This window comes from Paraburkholderia bryophila, assembly GCF_013409255.1.
In the GTDB taxonomy this organism is placed as follows: domain Bacteria; phylum Pseudomonadota; class Gammaproteobacteria; order Burkholderiales; family Burkholderiaceae; genus Paraburkholderia.
Genome location: NZ_JACCAS010000001.1, coordinates 135908 through 152215 on the forward strand (window position 1 = coordinate 135908; position 16308 = coordinate 152215).

The following is a 16308-nucleotide window of genomic DNA, read 5'->3' on the forward strand; positions in this document are numbered from 1 at the left end:
AAAACGGGGCGTTGCTGAAGGGCATCCTTTTGATGCCCGGGTGCCGACGCCTCTTTTTTATCGATATTATCGATATTCAGGCGCCGTATTTCTTTTTCACGTAGTCGATAAGATGAAACCCCGCAATCCCTCCCGCCACGTTGACCTTCGACCAGTTCCAGAACTCTAGTTGCGCCTTGAGTTGTCGATCGCGGAAATAGCCGGAAACGTCATTGTCGAATTCGGTCTGAAGCCGCGACCTTTCTCTGATAACACTCTGCATGCTGTTGTCGCCGTTTCCGTATCGATATAGCGCATCCTCGTAATACGCCTTTCTGCCTTCGATATATTTAATGGAGTCGTCATTTTTTCTGTAAGGCATGAGCCTGGTGACGGCGTTTCCTTTGCCCGCGAGCGGCCACTTGAAAGATATTTTATTCAGGGATTTGAGCGCGCGCCCGTCCAGCTTGAATATTGGACTGTCTTCATTGAGTGCCTCGCGCTGCAGGATATACACATCCCGTTTGAAGTCCTGGCGGGTAGTCAGTTCGTTTCTATAGGTGTTCGAGGTAATTTGGGGCATCGATTTTGTTGGGTCTGAAATTGTTTCGTAAAATTTTGAGTTGAACAAAACCAGATCCATGGTTTGATCGTCAATGTAATTTTTGAGATTGGTTTGTTGGGTTTTTATCAGGGTTTGCCAGATATTCGAAAGATTTTTTCCTCTGGTTTCTTCGGTGCCCCATACTTCCTGCCATCGTTTCATGAATGGCGAATTTTTTTCATTGGAAAGCGGGCCGACGGTCGAGTTTTTATTTTCGCCAAAGTAAGGCTCCTTGGTACCCATATTCAGCCATGCTGGATTTCGATCCATTTTTAAATGCCCGAGCTGGCGATTGGCATCGTCGATGGATTTGAATTTTGAGTAGAAGAACAACTCGCGATCGCTTGGCGGCGGCGGAAGTGGCAGATCCTGCCCCCTGAGGGGTCTTGGCGGCGCATTGGTTTCATGGGCGCCACGTCCAGGTCTTTCAGAGGTCGATGGCAATTCCGTTTGACCTCGCGGTTGCCTGGCTCTGCGCAAGGCACCCCTCCTGACGAAGGGCTGCGGACCTGGTTCGTTGTCAGCATGTCGATCTCCTTCGGACGCCGGTGCTAACTTTGATCGACCTGTATCCGCATGACCTGAAGTTGTCGCAACGGGTTGAGCACCGGCGAAGTCTGACCGTATTCCTGGCGCAACAGGAGCGGATCCCCGGTAGATGTGTGCCGGCAGGTTGGAATAATGGGCGCGACCTGTTTGCGGATTAACGGTCGCCCGGCCATCCGGCGACTGGACGGGTTCAGTTTCTTCGCTCGGTAATCGCGGAAGCCGAGTGGGGCCGAGCGGATAGCCAAGTTGTCCGTTGACACGCTGCGGCGGATTAAAAAATGACTTGAGTGCGGAGATCGTCGTTGACTCGAACGCGGGCACCTCGGCATAAATGCGCGGTTGAGTCGCTGACGACGTCTCCTGTCGATTCGGCCGGGGAGTGGCCGTGGCGTTGTCGTTCCCGAACGGGACAGACTGAGGTTTAAGCGGCGAGGGGCCTTGCGAACGTTGCTGCGGCTGATCCTGGTTAGTCGCGATTTTCATAATTCCACTCCGTGGGCGGTAATGAGCCGGGCCAGCACCGGCAGGAGTGTTCAGTATTCGGGAAGATATCCTCGCCAGGTGGTACATAGATGCGCTTGAGCGGCGGCCGGCGTATCCGCCTTTCTCACTGCCTAGATCCACACATCATTTTCGGCGGTGCGGTCGCTGGTTTCGTCGCCGGTATTTTTCACGCCGCGCGGCTCGATCAGCAGCATCTTGACTTCGCGTTCGGCGTACGGCTTGTGCTCGACCCCCTTGGGCACCACGAACATTTCCCCGGCTGAAACCAGCACGAAACCGTCACGCATGTCGATCCGCAACTGGCCGTCGAGCACGATGAAAGTCTCGTCGGTATCGGCGTGTTCGTGCCAGATGAACTCGCCTTCGATCCGCACCACCTTGAACTGGTAGTCGTTCATTTCGGCGACCACGCGTGGCTGCCAATGATCGTGAATACGGCTGAGTTTGTCGGCGAAGTTGATGGGCTGGTAGGACGGTTGGGTCGTTTGATCGTTTGACATGGAAGGTGCCTCCTGAGCACGATGGGTCAGGCCGGAGCATAGAGCGCGGTACGCTTCGGGGTCTTGCACGTTTGTGCGCGCGCAGATTGTGCGGCGCGGCGGGGTTTTGGCTTTGCTTCAGGGATGCTCGCGCCTTCGCCTTCGACGAGACCCAGGTCTACGCCTTCGTTCAGCGCATACCCGGCGTCGAAGCGCCCAGCATCTTCAGCCACTGCGCCGGCGCCACGCCCCACGCGCGTTTGAAATGCCGCGTCATATGGCTCTGATCGGTGAAGCCGCTGGCCGCCGCCGCATCGGCGAGCGACATGCCATGCACCACCAACTGCCGGACCCGATCGAGACGCCGCATAGTCAGATATCGATGCGGGCTGGTGCCGAATAGCGCGCGAAAATCCCGCGACAAACTCCAGCGGTCACGACCGGCCGCGGTAGCCAGTTCGTCGAGCGTGACCGCACTTTCGAGCGAGGCAAGCAGATACTCACGAGCGCGCGCCGCCGCGTGAAAATCCACCGGACGGCGCGTGCCCGTGGCGCCGGCCACGGCGTCGAGCGCGATCGCCAGGTCGTAAAGCGCGTCGTCCTGTTCGAGCGGGTCGAGCGCGTTATCCATTGTGCGCAGCAGGTTCGTGGTGGCCTTGAAGAGACGCGGATCGTCCGACAGGCCGCCTTTGACGAACGGCAACGGCTTGCCGCCGAGCGCCTGCTGCAACAGCGCCGGGTCGACATAGATCATGCGGTAGCGGAAGCCGTCGCCGGTGCCGGCCTGGCCGTCGTGCGGCTCATCGGGGTGCAGCACCATCGTGCCGCCCGGCAGGCTGTTGCAGGACCCGCCGCGATAGCGAAAGTTTTGCACGCCGGCCAACGTGTGGCCGATGGCGTAGGTATCGTGCCGGTGCATCGCGTAGGCGGTGTGATGAAAGAACGCCTCGATCCGCTCGATGCCGTTCGCGACGTCCGAAAGCGGTGAGCGATAGATCCAGTCGGCACCGGCTCGTTGCGTGGTTTTTTGCCCGGAAGGCGGCGGTGCCGAAGAGCCTGGCTCAGCCGCCGCCCTCGGCGCAACCAAACGCGGCGACACATCCCGCGCTCGACTCACGCGCCCAAACCCGGGCCGAAATTACCGCCGATCAGCCGCGTCACGGCGGTCACGTCGGCGTAATCCTGTTCCGGCAGACCGTCGAGCATCGACAGCACTTCGTTACTCGCACCGGCTTCGCGGGCGACGTCGACGAGGGCATCTTTATTCGCCGGGAAATGGACTTCGCCGAGCACGTCGGCGATTTGCAGATCAATCGATTCGCCGGGAATGGCCGATGCGGTCATGCAAACGCTCCTGCGGATTCGTTGGAAGGATAAAGCCTGCGATTCGACTCAATATCACGACGCTACACAACATGCAACTTTAACAACCTCGGGCACGCGCGCCGATATTAGGTCTGAAGATGCTCGTTCTGGCCAGTAAAGCTGCGTTCGAGATGTCGTGATTTCGGCAGCGCAATATGTTGCCATTGTTGCGGACGGATGTCGTCCGTGGCGGCGACGCCTGGCGCCGCGGGGGCAACCGGTGCGGCATTGGCGCGTTCGGCGAGGCTGCTCGCGTCGGTGCCGTCACGCGCGGTATGCACCGGCGCGGCGAAACACGAAGCTGACAGTGTCACCATGGTCAACAGTGTCGAGGTTTTCATCGCCCGACCTCCTAAGCTCATGCGGCGCTGTCAGTTGAGCAAGCGCTGTGCCGTCCCCGCGTCGAAAGGAAGGCGCAAGCTACGCGCGATGTCGTGGTATGCGAAACGCGTGCATCTTCCATCTTAGATGGCAAAACCTGCAACGCGCGCACATTTGCGACAAAACGGTATTGTAAATTTCAAATGATGGCAGCCAAAAGGCAAGTCCAGGTTAAGTCGGAAATAGTGCGGTGGCGAGCTGGCCGCAAAGGCCTGGTCAGCGGCTCTGTTGCGGTGCGGCGAAGCCGCAAAGCGGCAAGTCGCGGCGGGCTTGCCTCGCCGCAGGGCCTCGAACCCGCCCGCACCCACGGCCCCCCTCAGCGCAACGCCTCGAACCGCGTCCACGGCCACGACGGCCGGTCGCGCATATACCCGTTCAGCCAGTTCCACTGCGGATGCCGTTTCATGAACGCCTGCGCGTCGAACGGCCGTCCGCACGGATGTCCCCAGCGCGCGGCGAACGCCATCGCGCTCGCCATGTCGCTATCGGCCACTTTGCCGTCATTGGCGCCCCAGGGATTGAACGGCCCCTGATCGTTGCCGCCGAAGCGCGCGTCGTCCAGTTCCAGGTGCCCGCAGATGGTGCGCGAGCAGGGGTTGTCGTTACGGTCGAGATACACGTCGTGGTGATCGGCGATCATCGCTTTGGCCAGTTCGACATCGATTTTGCCGTGATGCAGTTCCGCAAGCTGCATGAAGCGCAAACGCCGCGCACCGTTCTTGCGCACGTCGGTGTAATCCTCGCCTTCGCCGATACATTCCTGGTTGCGGATCTTCAGATCGGTCGCGGTGTTATAGCCGCTGTAGAAGCCATCTTTCGTGCTTTCGAAGCCGGCGTAATGCAGCCCGAGTTCGTAGCGCGCGATCTCGCCGGTCTTGGTGTCGCCGAGCAGCCAGCTGTTCGCGTAGCCGCCGTTATTGGCGAGCGCGAACATTTCGCACCATTCGGCGATGCTGTTCGCGTACTGCGACGCGCGCCGCGAGCGGTAGAACTCGGGCGCGCCGGCCGCGTTATAGCCGACGAAGTTCGAGATGGTGGTTTCGGTCACCATCAACCCGGCAGCGGTCACCCAGAAGTCGGTGAGGCTCGAAATGCAACCCGGCAAACCTTGCATGAGGATGCGGTTGCCACGCTCCGGCACGATGTCGAACACCACGTTGAACGCGTCGCCCGCGGCGTAGCGGTCCCATGAGTTGTGCGCCATCACGATGCGGCCGTCGCGCGTGGCGCTGCCGGTCGCGATGAACGCGCTGCAATGATGGCCGCGCCGTCCGCGCCACGGTTTCAGACCCAGCTCGGGCTTCTGCTGCGCCGCGTGGGCCGGCCACCAGCTTTGCAGCAGATCCATGTAGCCGTTCCACGCCAGCACTTCGGCGAACGGCAGCTTCGCGCCGTCGGCGATGCCCTGGATTTCGTCGGCGAATTCGGTGTCGAGCTGATTGGCGAACTGCGACACGGCGGCACCGACGAAGGTCTCGAAGTCTTCGCCGGTGTCCCACTTCGCGAGGTAGCGGGCGGTGTGGATCGCGTTGCGGATTTCGGTGGCGAGCAACTGGCCGTGCTGCTCGCCGCGATCGTACGGATCGCCTTCGATATGCACGAAAATCCATCCCGCCTGATCGCGGCGTGCGGCATCGTGTGACGGTTCGCTCATCTTCGCTCCGGTGCTGACTTTTCGCTGCAGCGATCTCCTCATTGTAGAAAATCTGCCGGGCTTTGCACGGCGCGCAACGGCAAGCCGCGGGACGCTCAGCGCGTCGGATTCATCCGGAAATAGGCATCGAGCAGCGAAGTTTTGTACACCACACCCGCGAGTTTCGGATGCGCGGCGCTCTCCACGACCGGCAGCCGCTCGCCCTGAAACGCCATGAAGTGCTGCAACGCGACGCCGAGCGGCATGTCGGGCGTGAGCACGTCGAAATGCGGCTGCAGATAATCGGCGGCGGTCTTCGCGGCGGTGTCGCGTTTTTCAAGCAGATCGGAGGTAATGTCCTTCAGCGCGACCACGCCTAGAAACGCACCGGACTCGTTGGCCACGTACAGATACTTCACCGGATACTCAAGAAACACGCGCGTCATGTCATGCACGGTCGCGTTCGGCGGCACGACGGTTTCGGCCGGCCGGATCAGTTCGCGCATCTGCGTGGAGCGCAGCCGCGAACGCTCCTGTTCCTCCTGATTACGGTGCAGCGTGATCTCGTACATCGACGTCTTGCCGATCGCGCGCGACACGAAATACGCGACTACGCACGACAGCATCAGCGGCAGCACCACCTGATAGCTGAGGGTCATTTCGAAGATCATCAGGATCGCCATCAGCGGCGCCTGGGTCGCGCCGGCCAGGAACGCGCCCATGCCGACCATTGCGTACGCGAACGGCGCCGAGGTGCCGTGCGGCCACAGCGCATGCATGCCCTGGCCGAACAGCGAGCCGACCACCGCGCCGACGAACAGCGTCGGCGTGAAGACCCCGCCGACCGCGCCCGAACCCGCCGTGGCGGCGGTCGCGACGAGTTTGAACACCAGCACGAGCACGAGCGCGGTCCACGTCCACGGCGAATGCAGAATCGAGTTGACCACGCTATAGCCGTTGCCCCACACCTCGGGCGACCAGACCGACAGAATGCCGACCACCAGACCGCCGATCGCGAGCCTCACCGGCAACGGCAACGGCAGCTTGCGAAAGCTCGCCTTCGACACATCGAGCAGCCGCAGAAACTGCGGCGCCGCCGCGCCGCACAGCGCACCGAGCGCGACGAACAGCAGCACTTCGAGGCCGGCCACCGGCGGAAACACCGGCATCTCGTACGGCGGCTTGTAGCCGGCGAATTCACGCATCGTGATATTGGCGACCACGGCTGCGACCACCACCGGCCCGAAGCTTTCCATCGCGATCGAACCGAGCACGATCTCGGTGACGAAAAACGCGCCGGCAATCGGCGCGCTATACGCGGACGTGATACCGGCCGCCGCACCGCACGCCACCAGCAGCCGCAGCCGCGCCGGATCGAGATGCACCCAGCGCCCGATCAGCGACGCGGCCAGCGCCGCCAGTTGCACCATCGGCCCTTCGCGGCCAATCGAGCCGCCGCTCGAAATCGTGAACAGCGACGACACGCTGCGCCAGAAACTCAGCTTCACCGGCACCACGCCGTCGCCGATCGCGACCGCTTCCATGTAGTCGACGTGGCTGTTCTTGTCCGTATGACGCCGCGCGATCAGGAGGAAGAAACCGGCGATCAGACCGCCGGCGGCGGGCAGCCAGATCCGCACCGTCCACGGCAGGCTGCGGGCCATTTCGACGAAGCTGCCGGACTTGCCGACTGCCGCCAGTTGCAGCAGCGCGATGGCCTCGCGAAAGGCGATCGTCGCGAAGGCGCCGGCGACGCCGACCACCACCGACCAGACCAGCATCGTGTGGGCTTCGGAAAGGCGGAACAGATGTTGCGCGCGGGTGCGCAGCTTCAGCAGGAATGAAAGCACGTCGGCGTGACAGGGTGTGAAGGGTTGGACGGCAGGCCCAGCGACTGCATCGCGCCCGCAACGGACGGCGGGCGAGATGTAATGGCTGGGCGGTGAAGGGCGGTGCGGCTCAAGCCGCCGCCTTGTCGAGCTCGGGGTAGTGCCGGAAGATGCAGGCCTCGTTATGCGCGATGCGTCGCTCCGACTGCAGATACGCGGCGATGTTCGGCCGCTCGATCACCGCGTCGTGCAGCGCGGCGAGCCGCGGATAGTGTTCGCCGAAACGCTTGAGCGCGCGCGGAAACGCGTACAGCAGGCCGTCGATCAACTGGAACATCGACAGGTCGACGTAGCTCAGCGAGTCGCCGACCATCCAGGCGCCGCCGGCCGGATTCTGCTTCAGCACGCGCTCGAAGTACGTCATGAACTTCGGAATCCGGTTGTCGATGAAGTCATGCGCGCGCACCTTGGCGGCGTCTTTCTGGTCTTCGTAATACAGCGCGCTGGCGAGCGGATGGTGCGTGTCGTGCGCTTCGGTGACCATGTCGGCGATGGTCAGTTGCAGGCCGTTGGCGACGTAACGCAGGCTTTCCGCCTGCGGCGCGAGATTCAGTCGCGGCCCGAGGTAGAACAGAATGTTGGCGGTCTGCGCGATTACCAGATCGCCGTCTTTCAAAAACGGCGGCGCGTACGGCGGATAGGGCGCGTCGCGGCTCTTCATGACGGCCATCATCGCATTGGTGCCGAGGCCCTCCGACGGCTCGCCGCGCGCCACTTCCACATAGTCGGCGCCGGCTTCTTCCAGCGCCAGCCGCACGAATTCGCCGCGGCCCTGCAGGCCGTCCCAATAGTAAAGTTCCAGGCTCATCGATCGATCCTCATTCCGGTTGCCCATGTGTCTCTTGAACGGGCAGGTTGCACGACGGATTGCGTGAACTGGCGACGTCAGCAACCAGTATGCCGTGCGCTCGGGCCGGATGGGGCGCCTGAATGCGCAAAACCCCGCACGCGGCGGGGTGGGTTCGAAGGCGGAAGCCGCTTAGCCGAACAGGCGCTGGACGGCCCATGTGATCCCGAGTCCGCCGGCAATCAGCCAGACGTACAGAATGAAGCCGGTGGTCAGCGCCCGGGGCCCAGCCTGGCGAATCTGCGAGATCCGCGTTTCGATGCCGAGGGCGGTCATGGCCATGGTCAGCGCAAAGGTGTCGAGCATGTTCAGCGTGCTGGTCGCGGCTTCCGGCAGCACATGCAGCGAGTTGATCACGACGAACGCGAGGAAGCCGAGCGCGAACCAGGGAATCGCCAGCTTGCGCGGAGCATGTGAGGCAGCGCCTTCATGCGACGAAGTCGAGCGGGCCGAACGGTTCACCCACAAGCCGACCACCAGCAGCACCGGCACCAGCAGCATCACGCGGGTCATCTTGACGATGGTGGCGATATGCTCGGCTTCCGGGCTGACGTTGCTGGCCGCGCCGACCACTTGCGCCACTTCGTGAATCGTGCCGCCGAAGAAGAGGCCTGCACCCACCGTGTCCAGATGCAGCCAGCCTGCCTTGAACAGCACCGGGTAGAGGAACATGGAGAGCGTGCCGAACAGCACCACGCTGCCCACGGCCATCGCGCTCTTGTGCGGCTTGGATTGCAGCGTCGATTCGAAGGCGAGCACGGCTGCCGCGCCGCAGATCGCGCTGCCGGCTGCCGTCAGAAGCGCGGTGTCGCGGTCGAGCTTCATGATTTTCATGCCGGCCCACGTGCCGATCACGAGCGTGCTGACAACAATCAGCACCGATTCCGCGAGACCCGGCAAACCGACCTGGGCGATTTCCTGCAGGCTCACGCGCAGTCCGAAGAAGGCGACCGCGATGCGCAGCAGTTTGCGCGCCGAGAAATTGACGCCGGCCGACCAGCTGGCGGGCATGCCGTCGCGCAAGCCGTTGCCGTACAGTGCGCCGGCCACGATGCCGACGATCAGCGGGCTCAGGCCCAGGCCGGCAATCGCGGGAATCGCGGCGATCCGCGTGACGGCGGCGGCGAACAGCGCGACGAACAGAATGCCGTTGAGTTGGCCGCGAGTGGAGGACTCGGCGGCAGGATTAGAGGCGGTGAGGTGAGCGGTTGACATGGTTTGCAGCCCTTTTCTATGACTGACTAAGATTCGATAGGGCTAATCCTAATTTAGATATATCGATATGAAAAATCGTGATTTAGGATGTAAAGTATAGGTTGCACCGATACTTTGGTTCCCATGACCCCCGATCAACTTATAACGTTCGCTGCCGTCGCCGAGCATCGCAACATCAGCCGGGCGGCGGTTGCGCTGCATTTATCGCAGCCGGCCGTGTCCGGGCAGTTGCGGCAGTTGCAGGACGAATTCGGCGAACCGCTTTATCAGCGCGACGGCCGCGGCGTGCGTCTGACGCCCGCCGGCGAGCAGTTGGCGAGCTATGCGTCGCGGCTGCGCGACACGTGGCGGCAGGCGCATGCGTACCGCGACGCGTTGCGCGGGCTGGAGCAGGGCACCTTGCGGATCGGCGCGAGCACCACGCCGGCGAGCTATCTACTGCCGTATCTGATCGCCGAGTTTCATCGGCGCTTCCCTGAGGTCACGCTGCATGCCGCCGATGGCAACACCACGGAAATCGTCGGCGCGCTGGGTTCGGTCGACATCGCGATGATCGAAGGGCCGGTCGGCGCGGATTTGCCGCCGGATACCGCGGTGCATGCATGGCGCGAGGATGAGATCGTCGCGATCATGCCGAGCTCGCATCCGTTGGCGCGGTTGAGCGGGGCGGGTGGCGAGGGCGGTGAGGGCGGCCGCGTCGAGCTGGCGGCGTTTGGTGACTATCCGCTGGTGTTGCGCGAGACCGGCTCCGGTGTGCGGCAGATCGTCGAGCGCGCGTTTGCCCGGGCGGGTGTGCCGATGCGCGTGGCACTGGAGATTGCCGGCGTGGAAGGCGTGAAGGAGGCGGTGCGGGCTGGCATGGGCATCGGATTCGTGTCGGCCATGTCGATGCGGCATGAAAACGGTGCGCTGCGTTTGTTCTCGCTGAGCCCGGAACCGCTGACGCGACGCTTGTCGATCCTGGTGCCGCATGCGAGTGCGCCGGCGCGGGTGGTGGAGCAGTTTCTTGCGCTCTGTCTGGCTGAAGAGGCTTGAGCGGGCAACGTGAGGTTTGCTGGCCGATACGCCGCCTCGCCAACACGCCAACACGCCAACACGCCAACACGCCAACACGCCAACACGCCAACACGCTAAGTCTGCCCCTGGGGATTTCCACTATGGTGTATGAAGCCGGCCCCGGCGCACTATTCGGGCATCGCAAGCGCCTCGGCGCTTTTTTTCGAAACGCATTTGGAACCGGTTCCAAATGCCGATTGGCAGACAGGATTGAGTAAATTCGACATGACTGACGCAGTGGACGTGGTGATCGTCGCCAGCGCGTTCGGGATGGATGCGGTACGTGCGCACGGTCATCTGAAGTGGGCGGAAGCGAGCCGGCAAGCCGGCGCGGCGGGTTTCGAAGTGCGTCGCGAGTTGTTCGCCGACGAAACCGACGCGGCCCCGCCCAAGCTGCGCGAACTCGGCGAGCGGATCGCGGCGCTGGGTTTGTGGTGCGTGTACTCGACGCCGGCCTCGCTATACGCTGCAGACGGCACGCTCGACGCCGACGCGCTGCGTCTGTCGATCGAAGAAGCGTTGGCGCTCGGCGCGCGCTTCGTGAAGCTGCAACTGGGCGGTTTCGCTCGTGAGGCCAACGCGGCCGTGATCGCCGATCACCTGCGTTGCGCGGATCTGCGACTGGTCGTCGAAAACGGTCAACTGGCCGAGGGCGGTTCGCTCGACCAGTTCGTTGGGCTGTTCGACGCGCTGGCGCGCGAGGGCCACGCGGACGTGCTCGGCATGACCTTCGACATCGGCAACTGGGCCTGGCGCGATGTCGCGCCGCTCGACGCGGCCGGCCCGCTGGCGGCGCACGTCGACTATATCCATTGCAAGACGACGACGGGCGAGGGCGCGCGGCGTTTTCCGGCCGCCCCGGCCGCCGACGACGTGCAGTTCGCCGCGGTGCTCGACTCCCTGCCGCGGAGTGTGCCGCGCGGTATTGAGTTTCCGTTCGAGACGAGCCGTATCGATGCGGACGCGGCGCGTTACGTCGCTTGGCTGGCGGCGGCGTAAGCGGTGCGCGGGACCTGAGAGAACGCGGTAGAGAAAACAGCACACAGCGAATCAATGCAGGAGCGAAGCATGAGCAACACCAACACCCACGCAGCACTCGACGTGATCACCTACGGCGAAGCCATGGCCATGTTCGTGGCCGCCGAAACCGGCGCGCTCGCGGCGGTCGGACAGTTCACCAAACGCGTTGCAGGCGCCGATCTGAATGTGGCGATCGGCCTGTCGCGGCTCGGCTTCAAGGTGGGCTGGATGAGTCGCGTCGGCAGCGACTCGTTCGGTCAGTTCGTGCGCGACACGTTGACGAAAGAGGGCATCGACCAGCGCTGCGTGACGACCGACGAACACTACCCGACCGGCTTCCAGCTGAAGTCGAAAAACGACGACGGCAGCGACCCGGCGATCGAATACTTTCGCAAAGGCTCGGCGGCGAGTCATCTGTCGTTGGCGGACTACGCGGCGGACTATGTGCTGCCCGCGCGTCACTTGCACCTGACCGGCGTGGCCCCGGCGATCTCGGCGAGCTCGCGTGAACTCGCGTTTCATCTCGCGCGCGAAATGCGCGCCGCCGGCAAGACGATTTCGTTCGACCCGAATCTGCGCCCGACCTTGTGGCCGTCACGTGCCGCGATGGTCGACGGCTTGAATGCGCTGGCCGCGCTGGCCGACTGGGTGCTGCCCGGCATCGGCGAGGGCGAGATTCTGACCGGCTACACGAAGCCGGACGACATCGCGAAGTTCTACCTCGACCAGGGCGCGCGCGGCGTCATCATCAAGCTCGGCGCGCAAGGCGCGTATTTCCGCACCGCCGACGATGCCGCCATGATTCCCGGCCGGCCGGTCGCGAAGGTGGTGGACACGGTAGGCGCGGGCGATGGCTTCGCGGTCGGCGTGGTCAGCGCGCTGCTCGAAGGCCGCACGCTGCCGCAAGCCGTGGCGCGCGGCAATCGCATCGGCGCGCTGGCGATCCAGGTGATCGGCGATTCGGAAGGCTTGCCGACCCGCGCCGAACTCGACGCGCTCGAACTGGCCGATGTGCCGTCGGTCGCGACCGCGTTGTGAACGACGCTAGCGTTAGGCAGGTGTCGGCGCGAAGCCAAGCAGCCGCCTCGCCAACCGCTGGTCGCCGGCACCTGATAGCTGGCAACTAACGGCAGCAGAAAACAGTCGGCAGCAAAAAGGCAACACCCACAGCAAGAGCGCGCCGAACCGCGCCCCATGACCGTTCATCATTGTTTCGGGAAGCCGTCAAAGGAGACACCCATGACCTCATCGCTCGCGATTCGCCGCTGGTGGACGATCATGCCGATCGTATTCATCACCTACAGCCTCGCTTATCTGGACCGCGCGAACTTCGGCTTCGCGTCGGCGGCCGGCATCAACCAGGATCTCGGCATCAGCAAGGGGCTGTCGTCGCTGATCGGCGCGCTGTTCTTTCTAGGCTATTTCTTCTTCCAGATTCCCGGCGCGATCTACGCCGAACGCCGCAGCGTCAAGAAGCTCGTGTTCTGGAGCCTCATGCTGTGGGGCGGCTGCGCGGCGCTGACCGGCATGGTCAGCAATATTCCGTCGCTGATGGTGATCCGCTTCGTGCTCGGCGTGGTCGAAGCCGCGGTAATGCCGGCCATGCTGATCTTCATCAGTAACTGGTTCACCAAGGGCGAACGCTCGCGCGCCAACACCTTTCTGATTCTCGGTAATCCGGTCACCGTGCTGTGGATGTCGGTCGTGTCCGGCTATCTGGTGCATTCGTTCGGCTGGCGTCACATGTTTATCGCCGAGGGTGCGCCCGCGATTATCTGGGCGGTGTGCTGGTGGTTCATCGTGCAGGACAAGCCGCAGCAGGTGTCGTGGCTGACCCAGCAGCAAAAGGACGATCTCGCGCAAACGCTGCGCGCCGAGCAGGCCGCGATCAAGCCGGTGCGCAACTATAGCGAGGCGTTTCGCAACCCCGCGGTGATCAAGCTGTGCGCGCAATATTTTTGCTGGAGTATCGGCGTGTACGGCTTCGTGCTGTGGTTGCCGTCGATCCTGAAGAACGGCTCGACGCTCGGCATGGTCGAAACCGGCTGGCTCTCGGCGCTGCCGTATCTGGCTGCGACCATTGCGATGCTTGCAGCTTCGTGGGCATCGGATAAACTCAACCGCCGCAAAGTGTTCGTCTGGCCGTTCCTGCTGGTCGGCGCGGTGGCGTTCGCGGCGTCGTACGCGCTCGGCTCCACGCATTTCTGGCTCTCGTATGCGCTGCTGGTGATCGCCGGCGGCGCGATGTACGCGCCGTACGGACCGTTCTTCGCGATCGTGCCGGAACTGCTGCCGAAGAACGTCGCGGGCGGCGCGATGGCGCTGATCAACAGCATGGGCGCGCTCGGTTCGTTCGTCGGCTCGTATGTAGTCGGTTATCTGAACGGCGCCACCGGGTCGCCCTCGGCGTCGTATGCCTTCATGAGCGTGGCGCTGGTCGCCGCGGTGATCCTGACGCTGATCGTCAAGCCGCAGCCGCAGGATCAAACGCCGAACAACGCGGCCCCGCTCGCTACACCGTTGCAAGGAAAATAAGCTGATGAAGAAGATCGTCGCCTGGAAGCCGCTGCCCGAAGATGTGCTCGCGTATCTGCAGCAGCATGGGGAAGTCGTGCAGGTCGATGCGGCGCAGCACGACACGTTCGTCGCGGCACTGAGAGACGCGGACGGCGGCATCGGCTCGAGCGTGAAGATCACGCCGGCCATGCTCGAAGGCGCGACGCGCCTCAAGGCGTTGTCGACCATCTCGGTGGGCTTCGATCAGTTCGACGTCGCCGATCTGACGCGCCGTGGCATCGTGCTCGCGCATACGCCGGACGTGCTGACCGAATCCACTGCGGATACCGTGTTTTCGTTGATTCTCGCCTCGGCCCGCCGGGTGGTCGAACTCGCCGACTGGGTGAAGGCGGGCGAGTGGCGGCAGAGCATCGGGCCGGCTCAGTTCGGCGTCGACGTACAGGGCAAGACGCTCGGCATCGTCGGGCTGGGGCGGATCGGCGGCGCGGTCGCGCGGCGCGCGGCGCTGGGCTTCAACATGAAGGTGCTGTACACCAACCGCAGCGCGAACCCGCAGGCCGAACAGGCTTATGGCGCGCGGCGCGTCGAGTTGGCGGAGTTGCTGGCCACGGCCGATTTCGTCTGCCTGCAAGTGCCGCTCACGGCCGCGACGAAGCATCTGATCGGCGCAGCCGAACTCAGCTCGATGAAGCCAACCGCGATCCTGATCAACGCGTCGCGCGGCGCGACCGTCGACGAACCGGCGCTGATCGAAGCGCTGCAAAACGGCACGATTCGCGGCGCGGGACTCGACGTGTTCGAGACCGAGCCGCTGCCGGCCGACTCGCCGCTATTGAAGCTCGCGAACGTGGTCGCGCTGCCGCACATCGGCTCGGCGACCCATGAGACGCGTCATGCAATGGCGCGCAACGCGGCGGAAAATCTGGTCGCCGCGTTGCAAGGCACGCTCGCGAACAACATCGTCAATCGTGAGGTTCTGGGCCTGTGAGGCAACGCGTGAACGGCCTGGCGAGGCGCCCATGAGCACGACAAGCACGACAAGCACGACACCGCAAACCGCGCCGCGCCGCGCGACGATCACCGACGTCGCGCGTGAAGCCGGCACCGGCAAGACCAGCATCTCGCGCTATCTGAACGGCGAGATGAGCGTGTTGTCGCCGGACTTGCGCGCGCGGATCGAGGCCGCGATCGCGCGGCTCGACTATCAGCCGAACCAGATGGCGCGTGGCCTCAAGCGCGGTCGCAACCGGTTGATCGGCATGCTGCTCGCCGACCTGACCAATCCCTACACGGTCGAAGTGCTGCAAGGCGTGGAAGCCGCCTGTCACGCGCTCGGTCTGATGCCGCTGATCTGCCATGCCGCCAACGAAGTCGAAATGGAGCGGCGCTATCTGCAACTGCTGACCACGTATCGGGTGGAAGGCGTGATCGTCAACGCGCTGGGTGTGCGTGAGGAGACGTTGCGGCCGGTCGTCGGCAGCGGGATTCCGGCGGTGCTGGTGGATCGTCTGGTAGATGGGTTGGTCGCCGATATGGTGGGGCTGGACAATCGCGCGGCGGCCGAGCTGGGCACGCGGCATCTGCTCGAAAGTGGCTTCGACGAGATCTGGTTTGCCGTTCAACCGTTCGAGCAGGTCAGCTCGCGGCAATTGCGCGAGGCGGCGTTTCGTGAGGCGATGGGGGCGCAAGCGGGGCAAGCGGGGCAAGCGGGGCAAGCGGGGCAAGTTGGGCAAGTTGGGCAAGTTGGGCAAGGCGGCAAAGGCCGCGCGCGTGGGCATACGCTGGTGCTGAATCTCGCGGACACCGCCGAGGTCGAACGCAGCCTCGCCGAACTGGACCGCGCGATCGACGCCGCCACGAACGCGGGCCATTCAGGCCGCGGCGGCAACCTGGCCAACTCGGGCGGCGCGGCCAGACCCGCCGCGCCACACTCGCGCCGCATCGCGCTATTCGCCGCCAACGCTCCCGTCGCGCTGTGTCTCGCGCTGCACCTGAAAGCCCGCTACGGCGCCGACTGGCAAAGCCGCGTCGCGCTGCTTTCCATCGACGACCCCGACTGGGCCGAATTGACCGGCGTGACGACGATCCGCCAGCCGACCTACGAGATCGGCTATCGCGCGGTCGAGTTCCTGCACGAGCGCATCGAAGGCGTTCAGACCGCCGCGCGCGACTGTCTGCTGCCGGGAGAATTGATCGTCCGCGCGTCAACCTCGCGCTGATCTGCGATCATTCGGGCTGCGGCGCGCAGCGGGTGCGCGCCGGTCATTGCA

Annotated in this window: 15 protein-coding genes; 6 read left to right on the forward strand and 9 right to left on the reverse strand. The window is 63.6% G+C overall.

Features of this window, described 5'->3' with window-relative positions; genetic code table 11:
* Nucleotides 1-76: 76 nt before the first annotated feature.
* The 9 genes from GGD40_RS00550 to GGD40_RS00590 form a co-directional block, all read right to left on the reverse strand.
* On the reverse strand, nt 77-1615 hold the full coding sequence (locus tag GGD40_RS00550) for a hypothetical protein (protein WP_179742458.1): 1539 nt from the start codon (nt 1613-1615) through the stop codon (nt 77-79).
* Nucleotides 1616-1746: 131 nt separating this feature from the next.
* The gene (locus GGD40_RS00555) at nt 1747-2136 is read right to left on the reverse strand and encodes a cupin domain-containing protein (protein WP_179704024.1); all 390 of its coding nucleotides are present in this window, start codon (nt 2134-2136) and stop codon (nt 1747-1749) included.
* Between the two features lie 169 nt (nt 2137-2305).
* Complete coding sequence (locus tag GGD40_RS00560; protein WP_373565308.1) at nt 2306-3112, reverse strand: AraC family transcriptional regulator; 807 nt, start codon at nt 3110-3112, stop codon at nt 2306-2308.
* A 116-nt stretch (nt 3113-3228) separates the two neighbouring features.
* Entirely contained in the window at nt 3229-3459 is a 231-nt protein-coding gene (locus tag GGD40_RS00565; protein WP_179742459.1) for a DUF2795 domain-containing protein, read from the reverse strand.
* A 107-nt stretch (nt 3460-3566) separates the two neighbouring features.
* A complete protein-coding gene (locus GGD40_RS00570) occupies nt 3567-3821 on the reverse strand; it encodes a hypothetical protein (RefSeq protein ID WP_179704026.1) in 255 nt (84 codons plus the stop codon).
* 356 nt (nt 3822-4177) lie between these two features.
* A complete protein-coding gene (locus GGD40_RS00575; RefSeq protein WP_179742460.1) occupies nt 4178-5515 on the reverse strand; it encodes a C45 family autoproteolytic acyltransferase/hydolase in 1338 nt (445 codons plus the stop codon).
* A gap of 95 nt (nt 5516-5610) precedes the next feature.
* Nucleotides 5611-7344, reverse strand: a complete 1734-nt coding sequence (locus GGD40_RS00580; protein WP_179704028.1) for a ClcB-like voltage-gated chloride channel protein — start codon at nt 7342-7344, stop codon at nt 5611-5613.
* A gap of 109 nt (nt 7345-7453) precedes the next feature.
* Complete coding sequence (locus GGD40_RS00585; protein ID WP_179742461.1) at nt 7454-8191, reverse strand: glutathione S-transferase; 738 nt, start codon at nt 8189-8191, stop codon at nt 7454-7456.
* A gap of 171 nt (nt 8192-8362) precedes the next feature.
* Nucleotides 8363-9445 carry a YeiH family protein gene (locus GGD40_RS00590; RefSeq protein ID WP_179742462.1) on the reverse strand — a complete coding sequence of 361 codons (1083 nt, stop codon included), beginning with the start codon at nt 9443-9445 and terminating at the stop codon, nt 8363-8365.
* Nucleotides 9446-9568: 123 nt separating this feature from the next.
* On the opposite strand from GGD40_RS00590, the gene GGD40_RS00595 reads away from it, so the two are divergent.
* From GGD40_RS00595 to GGD40_RS00620, 6 genes are all read left to right on the forward strand, one after another.
* On the forward strand, nt 9569-10480 hold the full coding sequence (locus GGD40_RS00595) for a LysR family transcriptional regulator (protein ID WP_179742463.1): 912 nt from the start codon (nt 9569-9571) through the stop codon (nt 10478-10480).
* A 246-nt stretch (nt 10481-10726) separates the two neighbouring features.
* Complete coding sequence (locus GGD40_RS00600; protein ID WP_179742464.1) at nt 10727-11500, forward strand: sugar phosphate isomerase/epimerase family protein; 774 nt, start codon at nt 10727-10729, stop codon at nt 11498-11500.
* A 69-nt stretch (nt 11501-11569) separates the two neighbouring features.
* Nucleotides 11570-12559, forward strand: a complete 990-nt coding sequence (locus tag GGD40_RS00605) for a sugar kinase (RefSeq protein ID WP_179742465.1) — start codon at nt 11570-11572, stop codon at nt 12557-12559.
* Between the two features lie 201 nt (nt 12560-12760).
* Complete coding sequence (locus tag GGD40_RS00610) at nt 12761-14056, forward strand: MFS transporter (protein ID WP_179742466.1); 1296 nt, start codon at nt 12761-12763, stop codon at nt 14054-14056.
* A 4-nt stretch (nt 14057-14060) separates the two neighbouring features.
* Nucleotides 14061-15026, forward strand: a complete 966-nt coding sequence (locus tag GGD40_RS00615) for a 2-hydroxyacid dehydrogenase (protein ID WP_179742467.1) — start codon at nt 14061-14063, stop codon at nt 15024-15026.
* A 31-nt stretch (nt 15027-15057) separates the two neighbouring features.
* Complete coding sequence (locus GGD40_RS00620; RefSeq protein WP_179742468.1) at nt 15058-16257, forward strand: LacI family DNA-binding transcriptional regulator; 1200 nt, start codon at nt 15058-15060, stop codon at nt 16255-16257.
* The last annotated feature ends 51 nt before the right edge of the window (nt 16258-16308 follow it).